This is a genomic window from Rhodococcus sp. NPDC059968 (assembly GCF_042738615.1).
Lineage (GTDB): Bacteria > Actinomycetota > Actinomycetes > Mycobacteriales > Mycobacteriaceae > Rhodococcus_F.
In genome coordinates, this window is record NZ_JBHWUE010000014.1 from 123,270 (window position 1) to 141,540 (window position 18,271).

19 protein-coding genes are annotated in these 18,271 nt (G+C 67.2%); 11 read left to right on the forward strand and 8 right to left on the reverse strand.

Annotation, left to right across the window (positions count from 1 at the left end):
• The first annotated feature begins 5 nt into the window (after positions 1-5).
• Positions 6-455, forward strand: a complete 450-nt coding sequence (locus ACFWAY_RS15025; protein WP_378456265.1) for a GtrA family protein — start codon at positions 6-8, stop codon at positions 453-455.
• A gap of 32 nt (positions 456-487) precedes the next feature.
• Here ACFWAY_RS15025 and ACFWAY_RS15030 read toward each other — a convergent pair whose 3' ends face one another.
• Positions 488-1,900 carry an alkaline phosphatase PhoX gene (locus tag ACFWAY_RS15030; RefSeq protein ID WP_378511092.1) on the reverse strand — a complete coding sequence of 471 codons (1,413 nt, stop codon included), beginning with the start codon at positions 1,898-1,900 and terminating at the stop codon, positions 488-490.
• 192 nt (positions 1,901-2,092) lie between these two features.
• Here ACFWAY_RS15030 and ACFWAY_RS15035 point away from each other — a divergent pair, with 192 nt between their 5' ends.
• The 3 genes from ACFWAY_RS15035 to ACFWAY_RS15045 all read left to right on the forward strand — a co-directional run bounded on the left by ACFWAY_RS15035 (position 2,093) and on the right by ACFWAY_RS15045 (position 3,953).
• Entirely contained in the window at positions 2,093-2,410 is a 318-nt protein-coding gene (locus tag ACFWAY_RS15035) for an ArsR/SmtB family transcription factor (RefSeq protein WP_378472576.1), read from the forward strand.
• Positions 2,407-2,907 carry an SRPBCC family protein gene (locus ACFWAY_RS15040; protein ID WP_378511093.1) on the forward strand — a complete coding sequence of 167 codons (501 nt, stop codon included), beginning with the start codon at positions 2,407-2,409 and terminating at the stop codon, positions 2,905-2,907. Before ACFWAY_RS15035 ends, ACFWAY_RS15040 begins: the two co-directional genes overlap by 4 nt.
• 62 nt (positions 2,908-2,969) lie before the next feature.
• Complete coding sequence (locus tag ACFWAY_RS15045) at positions 2,970-3,953, forward strand: sigma-70 family RNA polymerase sigma factor (RefSeq protein WP_378511094.1); 984 nt, start codon at positions 2,970-2,972, stop codon at positions 3,951-3,953.
• A gap of 3 nt (positions 3,954-3,956) precedes the next feature.
• Here ACFWAY_RS15045 and ACFWAY_RS15050 read toward each other — a convergent pair whose 3' ends face one another.
• Together ACFWAY_RS15050 and ACFWAY_RS15055 are read right to left on the reverse strand one after the other, a co-directional pair.
• Complete coding sequence (locus tag ACFWAY_RS15050; RefSeq protein ID WP_378511095.1) at positions 3,957-4,361, reverse strand: VOC family protein; 405 nt, start codon at positions 4,359-4,361, stop codon at positions 3,957-3,959.
• A gap of 96 nt (positions 4,362-4,457) precedes the next feature.
• Positions 4,458-5,129 carry a type 1 glutamine amidotransferase gene (locus tag ACFWAY_RS15055; RefSeq protein ID WP_378511096.1) on the reverse strand — a complete coding sequence of 224 codons (672 nt, stop codon included), beginning with the start codon at positions 5,127-5,129 and terminating at the stop codon, positions 4,458-4,460.
• 332 nt (positions 5,130-5,461) lie between these two features.
• Here ACFWAY_RS15055 and ACFWAY_RS15060 point away from each other — a divergent pair, with 332 nt between their 5' ends.
• Positions 5,462-6,853, forward strand: a complete 1,392-nt coding sequence (locus ACFWAY_RS15060) for a wax ester/triacylglycerol synthase family O-acyltransferase (protein ID WP_378511097.1) — start codon at positions 5,462-5,464, stop codon at positions 6,851-6,853.
• 2 nt (positions 6,854-6,855) lie between these two features.
• On the opposite strand, the gene ACFWAY_RS15065 is transcribed toward ACFWAY_RS15060, so the two are convergent.
• Positions 6,856-7,152 carry a SelT/SelW/SelH family protein gene (locus ACFWAY_RS15065; protein ID WP_105414154.1) on the reverse strand — a complete coding sequence of 99 codons (297 nt, stop codon included), beginning with the start codon at positions 7,150-7,152 and terminating at the stop codon, positions 6,856-6,858.
• A gap of 138 nt (positions 7,153-7,290) precedes the next feature.
• Here ACFWAY_RS15065 and ACFWAY_RS15070 point away from each other — a divergent pair, with 138 nt between their 5' ends.
• Positions 7,291-7,416 (forward strand): hypothetical protein, encoded by a 126-nt coding sequence (locus ACFWAY_RS15070; RefSeq protein ID WP_378511098.1) that lies wholly within the window; start codon positions 7,291-7,293, stop codon positions 7,414-7,416.
• A 39-nt stretch (positions 7,417-7,455) separates the two neighbouring features.
• Here the strand turns inward: ACFWAY_RS15070 and ACFWAY_RS15075 are convergent, their stop codons facing one another.
• Positions 7,456-8,229: a serine aminopeptidase domain-containing protein gene (locus ACFWAY_RS15075; protein ID WP_378511099.1), complete on the reverse strand. Its 774-nt coding sequence runs from the start codon at positions 8,227-8,229 to the stop codon at positions 7,456-7,458.
• A 137-nt stretch (positions 8,230-8,366) separates the two neighbouring features.
• On the opposite strand from ACFWAY_RS15075, the gene ACFWAY_RS15080 reads away from it, so the two are divergent.
• Genes ACFWAY_RS15080 through ACFWAY_RS15100 form a run of 5 tightly spaced genes read left to right on the forward strand, consistent with a single transcriptional unit; the run spans position 8,367 to position 14,491 of the window.
• On the forward strand, positions 8,367-9,344 hold the full coding sequence (locus ACFWAY_RS15080; RefSeq protein ID WP_378511100.1) for an ABC transporter permease: 978 nt from the start codon (positions 8,367-8,369) through the stop codon (positions 9,342-9,344).
• Complete coding sequence (locus ACFWAY_RS15085; protein ID WP_268791322.1) at positions 9,341-10,267, forward strand: ABC transporter permease; 927 nt, start codon at positions 9,341-9,343, stop codon at positions 10,265-10,267. Before ACFWAY_RS15080 ends, ACFWAY_RS15085 begins: the two co-directional genes overlap by 4 nt.
• On the forward strand, positions 10,264-12,120 hold the full coding sequence (locus ACFWAY_RS15090) for a dipeptide ABC transporter ATP-binding protein (protein ID WP_378511101.1): 1,857 nt from the start codon (positions 10,264-10,266) through the stop codon (positions 12,118-12,120). Before ACFWAY_RS15085 ends, ACFWAY_RS15090 begins: the two co-directional genes overlap by 4 nt.
• A 30-nt stretch (positions 12,121-12,150) precedes the next feature.
• A complete protein-coding gene (locus tag ACFWAY_RS15095; RefSeq protein ID WP_378511102.1) occupies positions 12,151-13,839 on the forward strand; it encodes an ABC transporter family substrate-binding protein in 1,689 nt (562 codons plus the stop codon).
• A gap of 46 nt (positions 13,840-13,885) precedes the next feature.
• Positions 13,886-14,491, forward strand: coding sequence for a hypothetical protein (locus ACFWAY_RS15100; RefSeq protein WP_378511114.1), 606 nt, complete (start codon positions 13,886-13,888; stop codon positions 14,489-14,491).
• A gap of 4 nt (positions 14,492-14,495) precedes the next feature.
• On the opposite strand, the gene ACFWAY_RS15105 is transcribed toward ACFWAY_RS15100, so the two are convergent.
• From ACFWAY_RS15105 to ACFWAY_RS15115, 3 genes are all read right to left on the reverse strand, one after another.
• The gene (locus tag ACFWAY_RS15105; RefSeq protein ID WP_378511103.1) at positions 14,496-14,864 is read right to left on the reverse strand and encodes a hypothetical protein; all 369 of its coding nucleotides are present in this window, start codon (positions 14,862-14,864) and stop codon (positions 14,496-14,498) included.
• Positions 14,865-14,980: 116 nt separating this feature from the next.
• Positions 14,981-16,246, reverse strand: coding sequence for a zinc metalloprotease (locus tag ACFWAY_RS15110; protein WP_378511104.1), 1,266 nt, complete (start codon positions 16,244-16,246; stop codon positions 14,981-14,983).
• 22 nt (positions 16,247-16,268) lie between these two features.
• On the reverse strand, positions 16,269-18,206 hold the full coding sequence (locus ACFWAY_RS15115; RefSeq protein WP_378456249.1) for a DNA/RNA non-specific endonuclease: 1,938 nt from the start codon (positions 18,204-18,206) through the stop codon (positions 16,269-16,271).
• Between the last annotated feature and the right edge of the window lie 65 nt (positions 18,207-18,271).

Here is an 18,271-nt window from a genome sequence, read left to right on the forward strand (position 1 = left end):
ATGAGATGATCGTTCAGTTCCACGACGCCGTCGGCCCGGCCACGTATCCCCCTCTACGTGGGCGGGCCGGCGGCGTGTTCGCTCAACTGACCCGGTTCACCCTGGTGGGCACGTCGAGCAATGTGCTCTACGCTCTCGCGTTCTTCACCCTCGACATGTACGGGTCGTTCGTCGCCAACCTGGTCGGCGTGGTGACCAGCTCGATGTTGGCCAACGAACTCCACCGGCGGCTCACCTTCCGCGCCGTCGACCGCGTCCGCTGGTTCGTCGCGCAATGGGAAGGCGGAACCCTCGCGCTGATCGGCCTGGCCGTCAGCTCACTCGCGCTCGCCCTCCTGCACATGCTCTTCCCCGGCGCCGACGGCCTGGCTCAGGTCGCGCTCGTCATCGCCGTCAGCGCCGTCGTCGGCGGACTGAGATTCCTCGCGCTCCGCGGATGGGTCTTCGCCCCGTGAGTACTTATTAACCGCCCGCGGTTAATAAGTACTCACGGCAGGGGACGGTGCCACGGACCCGTGATCGCCAGCGTCAGCCCGGGCGACTGGATGTTCGCGAACAGAATCCTCCCGTCCGCGCTGAATGCCGGACCGCAGAACTCGCTGTCGTTCAACTCGTTCCGAGCCATCGCGAACGGCTCGCCCTCCGCCGTGACGCCCACGAGGTGGCTGATTCCTTCGCCGTCCTCAGCGAGGATCACGCCGCCGTACGGCGAGACGGTGATGTTGTCGGGCCCGTCGTAGTTTCTGGTGTCGACAGCCGGATCGGGATTCACACCGAACAGGGTCTTCAGCGTGACCGTCTGCTTCGCCGGATCGTAGAACCACACCTGGCCGTCGTGCTCGGCGACGCTGCCGTCGCTGGTCCGCGCGTAACTCGCGACGAAGTAGGCGCCGCCGTCGCCCCACCACTGCCCCTCCAGCTTGCGGCTCCGGGTGACGACGTCGTCCCCGAACTGCTCGCGCACCGACGTGCTCGTCGCGTCACGGTCCGGCACACCTACCCACTGCACGGCGTACACGGTGCCCGGCTCGGTGGCCTGCGACAGGTCGGGGACGTGCGTTCCCCCCTGGAAGCATGCCATCGCCTGCAGAGCGCCCGCGGTGTCGCCGCCCGGAGACTGCGCGAGTTCGCGCAGCGCGTTCGGCCCGCCCCGGAAACTCTGCGGCGGCGTCCACCGGTAGTACAGACCGTTCGGCCCGGACGCGTCCTCCGTGAGGTAGATGGTGCTCGACGACGGATCCACCGCCACGGCCTCGTGCGCGTACCGGCCCAGGAACTTCAGCGGCACAGGACTTTTGCCCCTGTTCGCCTCCTGACTCGCCGGGTCGACCTCGAAGACGTAACCGTGGTCGAGCAGGAACCCGCCCTGCCCCGCGCGGGCCTCGGTCTCCTCGCAGGTCAACCACGTTCCCCACGGGGTGATGCCGCCCGCGCAGTTGTTCACGGTGCCCGCGACGCTGACGTACTGGCCCTGCCGTGCGCCGTCGGCACCAACCGCGGTCGTGGTCGTGCCGCCGCGCGCGCCCGGGTCGTACGTCAATCCGTCGAGAGCGGGCACACCGAAGGGTTCGTCGCTGCCGATCTCGTGATTGGTGACGAGTGTGGAACCGCCGGGTCGCGCGAACACCCCGATGGCGTCGGGATCGCTCGGCACCGGCACGCCACCGTCCAACTGCGTCTCACCCGAACGGGCGACGACGGTGTACGAAAAGCCCACCGGGAGAGACAGAATACGGTTCGGGTCGGGCACGAGCGGTCCGTAGCCGATCGCCTGTCCCGGCGCCGCGGACGCGAACGCCGGCCGGACGAGGGCTTCGACGCTTCCGGCGAGTGCCACACCGAGGCCGGTGAGCGCGGTGCGACCGAGGAATCCGCGGCGGTTGAGTGGTGCAGTGGACACTGTCTGAAACCTCCATGGTGACGAACCGGGACCCCCGGACGGTAGGTACCGGAGTGCCCTGCCTCGTGGACGCACCGTGGCGGGCGCATGAACCGGACGCGAACTTCCCCTGTGAGTACTTCTTAACCGCCCGCGGTTGAGAAGTGCTCACAGGCGTTGACATGTGACTAAATGGTCACCTATTGTCGGTTCATGGACGACGATCACGTCTTCAAGGCGCTGGCAGATTCCACCCGCCGCCTGATTCTCGACCGATTGTTCGCCCAGGATGGTCAGACGCTCACCGAACTCGAGTCGCAGGTCGAGATGACGCGATTCGGGGTCATGAAGCATCTGCGTGTGCTCGAAGACGCGGGACTCGTCGTCACGCGCCGCTCCGGCCGGGAGAAACTTCACTATCTCAACCCCGTGCCGATACAGCTGATCCACAACCGGTGGATCGACAAATACACCGAGCGTCACACCACTGCGCTCGCTCAGCTGAAATCCGAACTGGAGGAAGAGAAATGACTACCGCCGACGCAATCCAGATCTATGCGGTCTACATCAAGGCAACGCCGGAGGCCATCTGGGACGCCATCACCAAACCCGAGTGGTCGCAGCAGTACGGTTACGGCGGCCTGGTCGACTACGACCTCCGCGCGGGCGGCGCGTTCCAGTCGCGCGCAGACGACGCGATGAAGGAATACCCGGGCGTGCCCGACGTGATCGTCGACGGCGAGGTGATCGAATCCGATCCGCCGAAGAAGCTGGTCCAGACGTGGCGCATGCTGATGGACGCCGACAACGTGGAGGGTTTCACCACGCTCACCTACGAGATCGTGCAGTCGAGCCGGCCCGGAGTCGCGAAACTGACTGTCACACACGACCTCACCAACGCACCGGGCCTGGCCGAGATGGTCGCGGGCAGGCGCGAGTCCGAGGGCGCGGGCGGCGGCTGGAACGAGGTGCTGAGCGGAATGAAGACTCTGCTCGAGACGGGACAGCCGATGGTGAACTGGGGCTGAGCGCGGGGGTCGGTGGGCGCGAGGGCCCGACATCTGTCGGACGGCCGCAGTAAGCTCCAACCATGACGGCTGCGCAGTCGCTCGACGGGGATTTCCTCGCACTCGCCGACCCCTACCGGCGCGAGTTGCTCGCCCATTGTTATCGCATGATGGGCTCACTTCACGACGCCGAAGACCAGATGCAGGAAACCTTCATCCGGGCCTGGCGGGGGTACGACGGCTACCAGCAGCAGGCGTCGCTGCGGACGTGGCTGTACAAGATCGCCACCAATACGTGCCTGACGGCCCTGCAGAGTAAATCCAAGCGTCCGCTGCCGAGCGGGCTGGGTGCTCCCGACTCCGACCCGACCGCCGACCTCGTCGAACGTCACGAGGTGCCGTGGCTCGGACCGCTCCCCAACCGCCTCATCGACGACGACGCGAACGATCCCGCCAACGTCGTGACGTCGCGCGAGTCGGTGCGGCTGGCGTTCATCGCCGCCCTTCAGCATCTTCCTGCACGTCAGCGCGCCGTTCTCGTCCTCCGCGACGTGTTGCAGTGGAAGGCGTCGGAGGTCGCAACGGCTCTCGGTACCACTACGACGGCGGTCAACAGCCTGCTGCAGCGCGCACGCACGCAACTCGAACTGGCCACCCCGACGGCCGACACGCTCGTCGAACCGGAATCCCCCGAGGAACGCGACCTCCTCGACCGCTACGTCGCCGCGTTCGAGGACTACGACATCGACGCGATCGTCGAACTGTTCACCAAGGACGCCGTCTGGGAGATGCCGCCGTTCGACGGCTGGTACCGCGGCGGCGCCTCGATCGGCACCCTGATCAGCGGAAACTGCCCGGCCAACGCTGCGGGCGACATGCGCCTGGTGCCCACGGCGGCCAACGGACAGCCGGCCCTCGGCCTGTACATGCGCGGGGAGGACGGCGTCCACCGCCCGTTCCAGCTCCACGTCCTGGACGTCACGGCCGACGGGGTCTCCCATGTCGTCTGCTTCTTCGACGTCGATCTGTTCGAGAAGTTCGGACTACCGGAGACCCCGCCCGCCTGACCCCTACGCCGGCACGGCGGCCGGATCCATCCACATGACCTCCCAGACGTGACCGTCCAGGTCGCGGAACGCGCGTCCATACATGAAGTGTTCGTCCTGGAGCTTGCCCCACGATGTCCCGCCGGAGGCGAGGGCCTTGTCCACGAGGCTGTCGACCTCCTCGCGGCTGTCGGCCGAGATGCACATCAGGGCCTCGACGGACTTCGAGGTGTCGCAGATGCCGCCTTCGATGAAATCCTTGAACCGGGACTCGACGAGGAGCATCACGGACGTGTACTCGTTGATCACCATGGCTGTGCAGGAGTCGTCGCTGAACGTCGAGTTGAACTCGAAGCCGAGCCCGGCGAAGAACGTCTTGGTCGCGTCGAGGTTCTTGATCGGCAGGTTCACGAAGAGCATCCGGGACATGTGATTCTCCTTCTCGGGTTCCGCCCAGTGCGGACGGTCATCGATACAGACCCCAGCGGTGCACAAAACTCATCGGTGACCGCTTCCCCGATCCTCTCAGCTCTCGGCGAGGTCGAGGAATGAACCGATCATGATCCGTCCGGCCGCTTCCACGTCGTCCATGTGCTCGCCCGACGGGGCGGTGCCCGGCGGCATGTGGGCCTGCATCACCGACAGCTGCGCGCGGGTCAGTTCGACGTGGAACTGCAACCCGTACGCGCGGCGGCCGATCACGAACGCCTGATTCTCGTAGAGGTGACTGCTCGCCAGCCGGACCGCGCCGTCGGGGAGGTCGAAGGTGTCGCCGTGCCAGTGGACGACGGGCACCTCGGCTCCGACCGAACCGAACACGGGGTCGCGCGGCCCGTCCTCGGACACCGTGACCGTCCCGGCGCCGTTCTCCGGGGTCGGCCCCCGGCGGATCGCGCTGCCGAACGAGGCGGCGAGAAGCTGAGCGCCGAGGCAGATTCCCAGCATCGGGAGTCCGGCATCCACAAATTCTTTGATGAAGTTTCGCTCTCGCGGAAGTTGCGGGTGGGTAACGTCATCGAGTGCACCCATCGGACCGCCCATCACCACGAGGCCGCCGAGGTCGTGAACGGCCGGGAGTTCCCACGCTCGGTACATGGGGTACTCGATGTAGCGAATTCCCCGCTCTGCCAGCAAAGTACCGACGAGCGCCGGTCCTTCGAACGACACATGTTCAACAACTGCCCATGGCTTGTTCATGTCACAATTCTTACCGAGTAGGGACTTTCGGCCCTATGCAGGTCCGGATTCGCGAATTCCGCACTGAGTGCACAAAATTGGGATGTTCACACGGAGTTCATGTTCAGTGTCCACCACCCGAATGACACCGTCCAAACTGGACGCTTGTCTAGTGGCATGGCTCACCCGAAACCTGTAGAAATACGAGCGTCACTCTTTCGTGACCCGTCCCATACCAAACAGTTATCCGGTGGTAGTTCCTGACAAACGGAACGTCACCATCTCCCGTTACCTCAGACCACAGACGAGCCCCCGCGATCCGGGAAGTCGTCCACGGGATGGAAAGGGCTCAGATGCCGCTCCCCATGTCCCCCCTCGACTCGATGTTCCTTCTCGGCGAGTCCCGAGAGCACCCGATGCATGTCGGCGGCGTGGAGATCTTCCAGCTCCCGGACGGCGCCGACACCTACGACATGCGCGCGATGCTCGACCGCGCGCTCGCCGACGGCGACGGGATCGTCACACCCCGGCTCGCCAAGCGGGCCCGCCGGTCCTTCTCGTCGCTCGGTCAGTGGAGCTGGGAGACCGTCGACGACATCGACCTCGGTCACCACATCCGGCACGACGCACTGCCCGCCCCCGGCGGCGAGGCCGAGCTGATGGCGCTGTGCTCGCGGCTACACGGATCGCTGCTCGACCGCAGCCGCCCGCTGTGGGAGATGCACCTGATCGAGGGACTGAGCGACGGACGGTTCGCCGTCTACACCAAGATCCACCACGCGGTCGCCGACGGCGTCACCGCGATGAAGATGCTGCGGAACGCACTCAGCGAGAACTCGGAGGATCGGGACGTGCCGGCTCCGTGGCAGCCGCGGGGCCCGCGGCCGCAGCGGACGCCGTCGAAGGGGTTCAGCCTGTCAGGTCTGGCCGGTTCCACGTTCCGAACCGCCCGCGACACCGTCGGTGAGGTCGCCGGGCTCGTGCCCGCGCTCGCCGGCACCGTGTCCCGCGCCTTCCGCGACCAGGGCGGCCCGCTCGCCCTGTCCGCACCCAGGACCCCGTTCAACGTGCCGATCACCGGTGCCCGCCAGTTCGCGGCGCAGTCGTGGCCGCTCGAACGTCTCCGGCTCGTCGCCAAGCTGTCCGACACCACCATCAACGACGTCGTGCTCGCGATGTCCTCGGGAGCGCTCCGCAGTTACCTCGAGGATCAGAACGCGCTGCCCGCCGAGCCGCTGATCGCGATGGTGCCGGTGTCGCTGAAGAGTCAGCGCGAGGCGTCGAACGGCAACAACATCGGGGTGCTCATGTGCAACCTCGGCACCCACCTCCCCGAGCCGGCGGATCGCCTCGACACCATCCGGACGTCCATGCGCGAGGGCAAGGAGGCGTACGAGACGATGAGTGCCACGCAGATCCTCGCGATGAGCGCTCTCGGCGCGGCACCGATCGGCGCGAGCATGCTGTTCGGGCACAACTCGCGGGTCCGCCCGCCGTTCAACCTCATCATCTCCAACGTTCCGGGCCCCAGCGCGCCGCTGTACTGGAACGGAGCGCGGCTCGACGCCATCTACCCGCTGTCGGTGCCCGTCGACGGCCAGGGCCTGAACATCACGTGCACCAGCAACGACGACATCATCTCGTTCGGGGTCACCGGCTGCCGCAGCGCGGTGCCCGACCTGAAGTCGATCCCCGCCCGGCTGGGGCACGAACTGCGCGCCCTCGAGCGCGCGGTCGGAATCTGAGCCTAGGGACTCTTACGGTCGCTGTGGCCGAGGTGGCGGTCGGGCGCCACCCGGTCCCGGACCAATTGCTTGAGCACGGTGATATCGGGGAAGCCGCCCTGCTCCTTGCGGTCCCAGATCAGTTCGTCGTCGACGGTGATGCGGAAGATCCCGCCGGTGCCGGGGACGAGCGCGACTTCGCCGAGTTCCTGCCCGAACGTGCCGAGTAGTTCCTGCGCCATCCACGCTGCGCGCAACAGCCACTGGCACTGTGTGCAATACGTGATAGCGACCCGGCCGTCTGCGCTGCTCGTCGTCATCGTGCCAGGTTAACCGAACGTGCTCCCCCGCTTGCTGTTCGAGTTGCACGCAGGACACCTGTTCGTCATGCGGACGTCAGCATCCTGAGGCAGACTGTCGAACGCCATGCTGTGCCACCTCGACGAAAGGAAGCCGCCATGTCCACCGCGCTCGAAGAATCGCGTCGCCACGCCATCGACCTGACCAACGAGAAGATCCAGGCCGTCAAGGACTTCTTCACCAACGTCTTCCGGCTGGACACCACGCACCGGACCGAGGCCTGAACACGTGGGGAGACCTTCGCCGAGAAGGCCTCCCCACGTTCACCGGATAGACCCGAAGAACTGCACGACCTCCGCAGTGCGGAAGTGATCTTCCGAGACGTGCGAACCGCTCACCTCCACCAACTCGACGGCGTCCGAGCCGCGGCGGAGCATCTCGACCCACGGACCCGTGACACCGGCGATGTTCGCCACCTCGTCCTCCCGCGACGCGTACACCCGAATCGGCACTCCGACATAGTCTCCCGGCTCGTGCCGGACGGCGTCCCAGCTCGCGGTCTTCGGTTCGAGGTCGCGTCCGTCCGCGGACAAGCGGAAGGCGTCCCGCACGGTGTCGCGTCCATGTTCGCCCCGTTCCCACACCGCGCGCAGCGACAGCGACGGAGCGATGAACACGGCGCCGTCCCACGCGACCTCACGCAGGCGCACGGCGTTGGCGGCGGCGTTGCCGCCCATCGATTCGCCGATCAGGAACCGACGTATCACCGGCCACCGGTGGGATACCCACTCGTCCAGTGCGACCACGGCGTCCTGTGCGCACCGGTTTCCCCACTGGTCGCCGTGCAGGTACGGGCTGGCGACCAGGTATCCGGCGTCCAGCAGGCCGTCCCGCAGGCCGGCGCGATCGTCGATCGACCTCTCGTCTCCCGTCCGCCCATGCAGGTAGTACGCGACCGCCGACGGTGTCACCCCGCGCGGCACCGCGACCAGCGCACGATCGCCGGAACGCGGGACCGTCACCGCGTGCTCGTCGTACGTCGTGAGGTGTGCCGTGCGCCGCGTCAGCGGTTCGGCGGACCCGGCACGAAGTGTCACCCCGCCACGCTAACAAGCGGGGACGCGACGTGCCTGGCGGCGATCTCCGACCCGGCACCGGTTTCGCCGAGTCGAGCTGACGCCCGGCGGCACGCTCCTATAATTTCAGGCCTGAGCCCTAGTTGCGAGGTGGACCGATGACCGGCTTCCTGCTACGACGAGCGCTCAACTACGTGGTGCTGTTGCTGCTCGCGTCGTTCCTGACGTTCAGTCTCGCCTCGCTCACCTTCCGTCCGCTCGACAGCCTGGAGCAGCGCAACCCCCGGCCACCGCAATCGGTGATCGACGCGAAGGCCGCCGAACTGCACCTGGACGATCCGATCCCGGTGCGGTACGCGAACTGGCTGGGCGGCGTGGTCCACGGCGACTTCGGCACCACCATCACGGGTCAGCCGGTGTCGGACGAGTTGGGTCGCCGGATCCTGGTGAGCATGCGGTTGCTGATCCTCGGTTCCGTCATCGGAGCGGTACTGGGTGTGCTGATCGGCGCCGCCGGTGCGATCCGGCAGTACAAGTTCAGTGACTATTTCAGCACCGTCGTGTCGCTGCTGATTCTCAGCGCGCCCGTGTTCCTCGTCGCGACACTGCTCAAATACGGCGCTCTCCAGATCAACTCGGCCACCGGCAGTCAGATCTTCCTGTACACCGGCGAGTCCTCGGCCAGCACGATCACCGGGTTCTGGCCGCAGTTCGTCGACCGCGTGCAGCATCTGGTGCTGCCGACCATCGCGCTGGCGTTGGGCAGCATCGCCGGCTACAGCCGGTATCAACGCAACGCGATGCTCGACGTTCTGGGGAGCGACTTCATCCGGACCGCGCGGGCGAAGGGGCTGACCCGGCGGGCGGCACTGCTCAAGCACGGGCTCCGGACGGCGCTGATCCCGATGGCGACACTGTTCGCCTACGGATTCGGGGCGCTGGTCGTCGGCGCGACGTTCACCGAGACGATCTTCGGCTGGCACGGTATCGGCGAGTGGATCGTGATCGGCATCGACAATCAGGACACCAACATCGTCGTGGCGATCACGTCGTTCACCGGGCTGATCGTACTGTTGTCGGGCCTGCTCTCGGACGTGGTGTACGCGGCGCTCGACCCGAGGGTGCGTGTCGGGTGACCGAGATCCAGATCGCGTCCACCGATGCGGCGGTGTCGGCCGTCGGCCGCCGGACCCTGCTGTGGCGGCGGTTTCTCCGGAACAAGCCTGCCATTGCCGGGGTGTGCGTCCTGGTGCTGCTGTTCGTGGGCAGTTTCGTCGGACCGTACCTGCTCCCCTACGACTATCAGCAACTCGACTACACCGCGCTGCTGCAGCCGCCCAGCGCCGAACATCCGTTCGGCACCAACCAGATCGGCCAGGACGTCCTCGCCCAGACTTTGCGCGGGCTGCAGAAGTCGCTGATCATCGGGATCTGCGTCGCGATCTTCTCCACTGCCATCGCGGCGCTCGTCGGTGCTCTGGCAGGGTACGTCGGCGGCTGGCCGGATCGGGTGATCATGTGGCTGGTCGATCTGCTGCTCGTCGTTCCCAGCTTCATCATCATCGCCGTGTTCACTCCGCGGCTGAAGTCCTCGAGCTCGATCGTCCTGCTGATCCTGCTGTTGGCAGTGTTCGGCTGGATGATCACCGCCCGGATGGTTCGGGGGATGACGCTGAGCCTGCGCGAGCGGGAATTCGTCCAGGCGGCCCGGTACATGGGGGCACCGACGCACAAGATCATCACCAGCCATATCGTCCCGAACATCGCGTCGATTCTGATCATCGACGCGACCCTGAACGTCGGTGCCGCGATCCTCGCCGAGACCGGGCTCAGCTTCCTCGGGTTCGGCGTCCAGAAGCCGGACATCTCTCTCGGGTCGCTGATCGCCGACGGCACCGAATCCGCCCTCACCTATCCGTGGCTGTTCCTGTTCGCGGGCGGCTTGCTGGTGATCACCGTGTTGTCGGCGAACCTGGTGGGCGACGGCCTGCGCGACGCGGTCGACCCCAGCTCGACGCGCGCCCGGTCCCGCAAGCGGAAGAAGAAGGCGAAGCGGTGACCGGGCAACCACTGCTCGAGATCGAGGACCTGCGGGTCAGCTTTCCCAGCGAGGAGGGCCGCATCGAAGCGGTCCGGGGCGTCAGCTACGGCGTCTCCGACGGCGAGGTGCTCGCCATCGTGGGTGAGTCGGGCTCGGGCAAGTCGGTGGCGTCCCTCGCCGTGATGGGTCTGCTGCCCGAGCACGCGCGCGTCACCGGTTCCATCCGGTTGCAGGGCCGCGAGTTGCTGGGCATGGGAGACCGGGAGCTGTCGGCGCTGCGCGGGAAGACGGTCAGCATGGTGTTCCAGGACCCGCTGTCCGCATTGACGCCGGTGTACCGGGTCGGTGACCAGATCGCCGAGGCGCTGCTCGTCCACGGCCGGGCGAGCAGCAAGAAGGACGCCGCGCAGCGCGCTGTCGACCTGCTCGACCTGGTCGGGATACCCGATCCGGCGGTGCGCGCCAGGGCCTTTCCCCACGAGTTCTCCGGCGGCATGCGCCAGCGCGTCGTGATCGCCATCGCCATCGCCAACGACCCCGCGCTGATCATCTGCGACGAACCCACCACCGCCCTCGACGTGACCGTGCAGGCGCAGATCCTGAACCTGCTGCGCAAGGCTCGCGACCTCACCGGCGCCGGCGTCGTGATGATCACCCACGACATGGGCATCGCCGCGACGCTGGCCGACCGCGTGGTGGTGATGTACGCGGGCCGCGTGGTGGAGTCCGCGCCGGTGCGCGAGCTGTTCGCCGAGCCCCGAATGCCCTACACCGCAGGGCTACTCGTGTCCGTACCGCGGATGGATGCGCCGATCCGGAGCCGCCTGGTCTCGATCGCCGGTGCCCCGCCCGCGCTGCATTCGCTGCCACCGGGCTGCACGTTCGCGCCGCGCTGCCCGCTCGCGGTCGACGCCTGCCTGCTCGCCGAGCCGGAACTCGTCTCGACCGGGCGTGGCCATCATGCGGCGTGCATCCGCGTCGGCGAGATGGGCACCCGCGACCTCTTCACGGCATATCGGCGGGACCAGCCGGCCCCCACCTCCACCGCGGAGACGGTCCCCGAGCACCGGGTGGTGCTGCAGGTGGCCGATCTCGTGAAGACGTATCCGATCACCAGCGGCCTGGTGTTCCGCCGCAAGCGGGGCGAGATCCGGGCGGTCGACGGCATCAGCTTCGACATCCGCGCCGGCCGCACGCTGGCGCTGGTGGGCGAATCCGGCTCCGGCAAATCGACCACGTTGACGCAGGTCCTCGACCTGGCCGCGCCGGAATCCGGCTCGATCGAGGTGCTCGGTGCCGACGTCGCAGCGCTGAGCCCACACGAGAAGCGCGCGATCCGGCGCAAGATGGCGGTCGTCTTCCAGGATCCGACGGCGTCCCTGGACCCCCGGCTGCCGGTGTTCGACGTCCTCGCCGAGCCGCTCCGGCTGGACGGCCGCAGGCGCGAAGAGGTCGGCCGCCGGGTACCGGAGTTGCTCGACCTCGTCGGATTGCGACGCGAGCACGCCGATCGCTATCCGGCGGATTTCTCGGGCGGCCAGAAGCAGCGGATCAGCATCGCCCGGGCGCTCGCCCTGGATCCGGAACTGCTGATCCTGGACGAGCCGGTGTCGTCGCTCGACGTCTCGATCCAGGCCGGGGTGCTGAACCTCCTGCGCGATCTCCAGGAGCAGCGGGGCATGTCGTACCTGTTCGTCTCCCACGACCTGTCGGTGGTCCGCAACATCGCGCACGACGTCGCGGTGATGTACCGGGGCAGGATCGTCGAGTCGGGGCCGGCGCAAGAGATCTTCGAGGATCCGCAGCACGAGTACACCCGGGCACTGCTCGAGGCAATTCCCGTTCCGGATCCGACGTATTTGGCACACTAGGTTCAGCGAACGTCGAGGAGGGCCATTGCCATGAAGATCCGTTCGGTGCGTGCCCGCCTTGCAGTATCGTTTCTGGCCGTCGGCCTGCTTGTCGGTGGCTGCGGGGGTTCGGACACCGGTGGTGTCGACGCCGGCTCCGGGTCGATCGGGAGCACCAACGACATCAATCCGCACGATGCGAGCGAGCTGCGCGACGGCGGAAATCTGCGGTTGGCGTTGTCGGGTTTCCCCCCGAACTTCAACGCCCTGTCCAACGACGGCAACGACTCCGAGATCGCCGGCATGCTGAAGCCGATGTTGCCGCGGGCGTTCAGCACCGACGCGTCTGGGGCGCTGTCGGTGAATCACGACTACTTCACCGACGTGGCGCTCACCGGCACGGATCCCCAGCAGGTCACGTACACGATCGACCCGAAGGCGGTGTGGTCCGACGGCACCCCGATCACGTGGGCGGACATCCAGTCCCAGGCCGCGGCGCTGAGCGGGACGAACAAGGAATTCCTGATCGCGAACACGTCCGGGTTCGAGCGGGTCGACCGGGTCGAGCGCGGCGTCGACGACCGTCAGGCGGTGATCACGTTCGCCGAGCCGTACGCCGAATGGCGGGGCCAGTTCGCGGGTAACTCGATGCTCTACCCGAAGTCGGTGACCGCGTCCCCCGAGGCCTTCAACGCGAGTCTGCGCGACGGGATCACGCTGACGTCGGGTCCGTTCCGCATCGAGTCGATCGACAAGGCGCAGAACCGGATCACGCTGGGCCGCGACCCCGCGTGGTGGGGTGACACGCCGAAACTCGACACCATCACCTACAGCGTGCTCGACGACTCGGCCCGCATACCGGCGTTGCAGAACAACGAAATCGACGCGTCGGGGCTGGCCACCATCGACGAAGTGAAGACGGCGCAGGGCTCGGCCGGCATCGCGATCCGCCGGGCACCGGGAAACCAGTTCTCGCACATCACGTTCAATGGAGCGGAGGGTTCCATCCTCGCCGATCCGGAACTGCGGGTGGCACTCTCGAAGGGCATCGACCGGCAGGGCATCGCGACCGCGATTCAGAACGGTCTGGTCGACGATCCGCAGCCGCTGAACAATCACGTGTATCTCAACGGTCAGCAGGGCTATCAGGACAACAGCGCACCGGTCGCCTACGACCCCGAGGAGGCGGCGCGGCGGCTCGACGAACTCGGGTGGAAACTCAACGGCGAGTTCCGCGAGAAGGACGGCCGCAGACTCGAGATCCGCGACGTGATGTACCAGTCGACCACGTGGGTCCAGATCGCGCAGATCCTTCAGCAGAACCTCGCGCAGATCGGCGCCAAGCTGAACATCGACACCCGTGGCGGTACCGGATTCTTCACCGATGTGATTCAGCCCGGCGACTTCGACATCGCCCAATTCTCCTGGGTGGGTGATCCGTTCCCGCTCAGCGGCCTGCCACAGATCTACGCGTACAACCCCGACGACCTGCAGGGCAACTACGGCCGGATCGGTTCGCCCGAACTGAACGCGCTGATCGAGCGGACGATCTCGGAACTCGATCCGGACAAGGCGGTCGAACTCGCGAACGAGGTGGACACGGCGGTGTTCGAGGAGGGCTTCTCGCTGCCGCTCGTGCAGGCGCCCGGCAATGTCGCGGTGCGCGACGACCTGGCGAACTTCGGCGCCCCGGGCCTCGCGTCGTACGACTACACCACGATCGGCTTCCTGAATCAGTAGTCCCGTGGCCGTGCGCTACCCCGTCGCCGTCGGTGTGTGTGCGCTGGTGGTGTGTGGCGCGTTCGCCGTGGTCGCCGACGCCGATCAGCTCAGCGCACTGGTCGTCGTGGCGGCGACGGTGCTCGGTGTCACCGGCTACACGTGGTTCGCTGCCACCCGGACGGGGTCGGAGCCGGGTCGCCCTGCCACGGTGCACCGGGTCCGCCAGCAGAATCGGCTGACCAGCAGGTCCTGGATCGAGGTTCGCGAGGAACCGGGTTCACTGTGGATTCCGGTGTTCTTCGATCCCGCCCTGGTCACCCTGCCGACCCCGACCGCGGCGACGGTGCACCACGCGGGGCGGCGCCGTGTCGTCGTCTGGGAAGGCCGTCGACTGCTCCCCTCCGGGCGAGCGCGTCGTTCGGAGCCGGCCGGGCGGTTGATAGACAACCCGTCGCGTCCGGATCCGGACGGCCCTGTGCGCGCGCGGATGGCCGCTCGGCCGGTCCGCCGGCTCGTCCTCGATGCCCAGTTCGCGGTCGCGGCGCCGTTCATCGGGGCACTGTGGGTGTACGTCGCGGGCGGGGGGCTTCCGGCGTTCGCCGGTGCGACCTGCGTCGCGGCGGCCGGTGCGGTGTGGTTGGCGGCCGTCCGCGGCTCCGACCCCAGCTGAGAGGTCAGGACATGGTGACACCCGCGCTGACGAAGCACGGCAGCAGTCCGGCGATCTCGCTCAGCACGGGACCGAATCCCACGGCGGCGGGAACCGGGTCGTTGACGAACGCGACACCCCGGAACCCGGTGGTGAGGTTCGTGAACTGCACGACGGCGCCGTTCCACTGCGCGAGCGGCGCGGCGGTGGTGTAGCGGATCCGGTCGGGCGCGACCCGTTCCGCGTTGAACGTCAGCCATGCGCCGGGGGCGCACGTCGACATCGAGCCGGGGATGAAGGGCGCCGCCGAGACGGCCGAGGGCAATGCGAACGACAGTGCGCCGGCGACGGCGATCACTGCGCCCAACCGGCCCACCACTTGTCGAGTAGACATCGGAATTCCTTTCGGGGCGCGCCAATCCGTCTCCCCGAGTACGGCGGAACCGCGTCACTGAGTGTGAATGCCAGGTCAGAGAATTATATCCCCGCAGGTACCGTCCACCGCCAGGGTCAGGAGGGGTCGCCCACGTCCAATTCCAGACGGTCCTCCTCGAGCCGGACCACCCGGACGGTGCGCGAGTCGCCCGCCGCCGTGGTCACCTCGAGCCGCCCGCCGTCGTCGGACACCCACCTACCCTCTCGTGGTTCGTTGGCGTCTCCCCGGCCGATCGCCCAGTCGACGAACGAGCCGTCGGGCCGGAATTCGATACCGCCGCGGCCCCGCGCCCGTGGGAACTCGAAGCCGGCGGGCCGGTACACGCGGAGGCCGTCGTGGTCTTCCTCGAACGAATGCCCCCAACGGCCGGCGGCGCCCCGCGCGATCACGGCGGAGGATGCCGGGCTCACGGCGTGTCCGGTCCACAACTGCTTCCGGATCCCGTCGAGGCACGCTCCCATCCGCGCGCCCTGCCCCTGGGTGAACATCACCATCCCGGCGTCGTCCGTGTAGTCCATGTAGTCCATGAACAGGTCGCCGTGGGGGCCGTTCCCGCAACTGATGTGGGGGTATCGCGGCATTCCCACGTTCTGCCCGCCCTGATTGGGGGTGTCGCCGACCTCGTCGGAGCCCCGGCACCCGGTGCCGTCGTCGCCCCAGATGTGGAAGAGATTGAAGTAGTGGCCGATCTCGTGGGTCGCGGTGCGCCCGAGGTTGAACGGCGCCCGTGCAGTGCCCGTCGTCCCGAACGCGGTGTACGTGATCACGACGCCGTCGGTGGAGGCCGGACCGCCGGGGAACTGCGCGTAGCCGAGCAGACCACCGCCGAGCGCGCAGACCCAGATGTTCAGGTATCTCTGCGTCGTCCACGGATCGGCGCCGCCGGTCTCCGCCGACTTGACGCCGTCGTTCTGGTCGAACGAATCGACTTCGGTTGCGGTTCGGGTGATTCCGTTCGTCGGCCGTCCGGCCGGGTCCGTCTCGGCGAGGAAGAACTCGATTCCCGCGTCGCCGACCAGATGCTCGAACGCGGACGGGACGGTGTCCACGTCGTCGTTGGTGCCCCGGAAATCCTGGTTGAGCACCGAGATCTGGCTCGCGATCTGGGCGTCGGAAAGGTTCTGCGCCGCAGTCTTCCACACGACGTGGACGACGACCGGAATCCGTGCGACGCCGCGGGCGGCGATCGACTGCAGCGATTCCAGGTCGATGGTCTGGTTCTCGATCTCCGATCGGGCGATGCGATACGACTCCGACTCGGTCAACAGCCGGCGGTGCACGTCCATCGCCCCGCATGTGCGGCGCGCCGGCAGATCGACTGCTGATTCGTTGGTACTCATGGCGTCGGGTTCCCTTCCGGTTTCAGAGAATCAGATCTTGGGGGCGGATCAGTTCGCGAGGCAGGCTGCTCGTCTCGATGTGCTCGAGCGGATCGGCCGCGACGTGGGGATCGAGGACCAGACCGGTCAACTGGGCGATTCGCCGCACGGGTACCTGGAACGTGCGGTACGCGCCGTAGGAGAACGCCTCCTCCCCCTCGGCGAACTCGTCCAGCAAGGCAGCCTGGCTGAGCAGGTATCCGGTGACCGAGAGACCGCCGTCCTGCTTGACCATGGCCACCACCTTCCAGAACTGACGGGGCAGCGCCACCCCGCGATACTCGGGGTCGTCGGGTGCGAGAACGGGTCCGGTCACGACGCTGACGGCGAGATCGGCGTTGTCCGCGTTCTTCAACACGTAATCCTCCAGGCCCAGCCACAGCGTCTGACCTGCATTGAAATTGTGATGTTGCGGAGTGCAATTCGTGAAGTGGAACGTGTCGTCGTTCGCCGCCTTGGCGAGCGGTCCCCACGCCGGGTCGAGTCGGCGCACGAGGTGTCCGCGGTCGAGCGGATTGTCGCGGTACACGTCCTCCCCGGTCTGCTGATCGGCCGGAAGTCGCGGGTCGAGAATCCATCTGTCGCTGTCGCGCCGGGGGCTCTGCGACTGCGTTCCGTCGATGTTCACGGCGGTGAACAGCGCCAGCGCCCGCTCGCGGTGCATCACGACGCTGAAGTGGTGATACCGCAACTCCGGGGAGGCCACCGACGGAACCCCGGGCAGCGGAAGGGGCAGCGGCACACGCAGGAAATTCGAGTCGTACCCGCCGCGCGTGCTGTAGTTCGGGTCGATCGAGATCGCCTCGGGCGCAGCGGGTGGTCGAGCGGCGGGCGATTCGACGGAGCCGAGGCGTACGGTGATTTCGAGCGGCACCCGCACGGTCACTTCCCGTTCGCGTTCGAACGCCGGCGGGACGGTCGGTGGGGTCCGCTCGGCGGTGTGGAGTTCGTCGACGAGGCCGCGCGAGTGTGGTGGCAGGTTCTGGGCCCGCACGAATTCGAGGATCCGGCTGATCCGCACCCCCTCGTTGAGGAACCCGCCGAACTCGGTGTGCTGCGGGGCCCGCACACTCGCGTGGTGCAACGCGACCACCTCCCACTGATCGTTGTACACCGGGGAACCCGAGGATCCGGGTTCCGTGTCGGCCGAGTAGTGCAGAAACCGCTCGGGGATGTCGACGATGCGGTTCTCCCGCAAGGCGACCTGCTTCTTCTCGCCGCGGGGGTGCTGCACGATGGTCACGAACTCGCCGATGATGGCCTTGCCCTCCGCCTGGATCAGCGGGTTGAACCCGAACTGGGCGAGCGTCCCGGGTTCGGCACCGACCGCGACGAGGGCGAAGTCGCGTTCGCGGTCGGCGAGAAAGAACCGGGCCGGGTCGAGGGGAAACATCTGCACCGGGCGTGGCTTCCCATCGATACCGTCCTGGTAGTCGAACTCGATCACGCTGCTGCGGGCGGTATCCGCGTCCGGCAGCACGTGATGGTTGGTCAGGAGCAACGTTGGTGAGACGAGGAAGCCCGTGCCGTAGCCCTGCAGGGTTCCCCGTGCGTCCCGGATGTTCACACGCCCGATCGACCGGGCGGCGGCGACGCCGGCATCGAGGTACCGGGCGCCGACGAAATCGGCGGTGCCCAAGACTTTCTCGAGAAACTGATCCGGGAGGGTGTCCGACTCCCAGTCCCCTGCCGCGTAGTAGCGACCGAGCCGGTCCACCCGCTTCGCGATCCGTTCGGGAGTATCCGCCGCGGCGACGCCGCCGGGACCGTTGAGTGCGTCCACGTGTTCGCCCCGCTGCGGTGCCCGTTCGCGGGCACGCAGTTCTGCCGCATCGCGCTGTCGCTGGCGTTCCGCCTCGAACGTTCCCGCGGGCATCGCGCGCTGCGACTGTCCGTCTCCGATGTTGTCGACGATGGTCATGACTCGGTCCTCACGTGGGTCGGCGGCTCGATGCTGTGATTGCGAGCCTTCTCGTCGCGGGCACG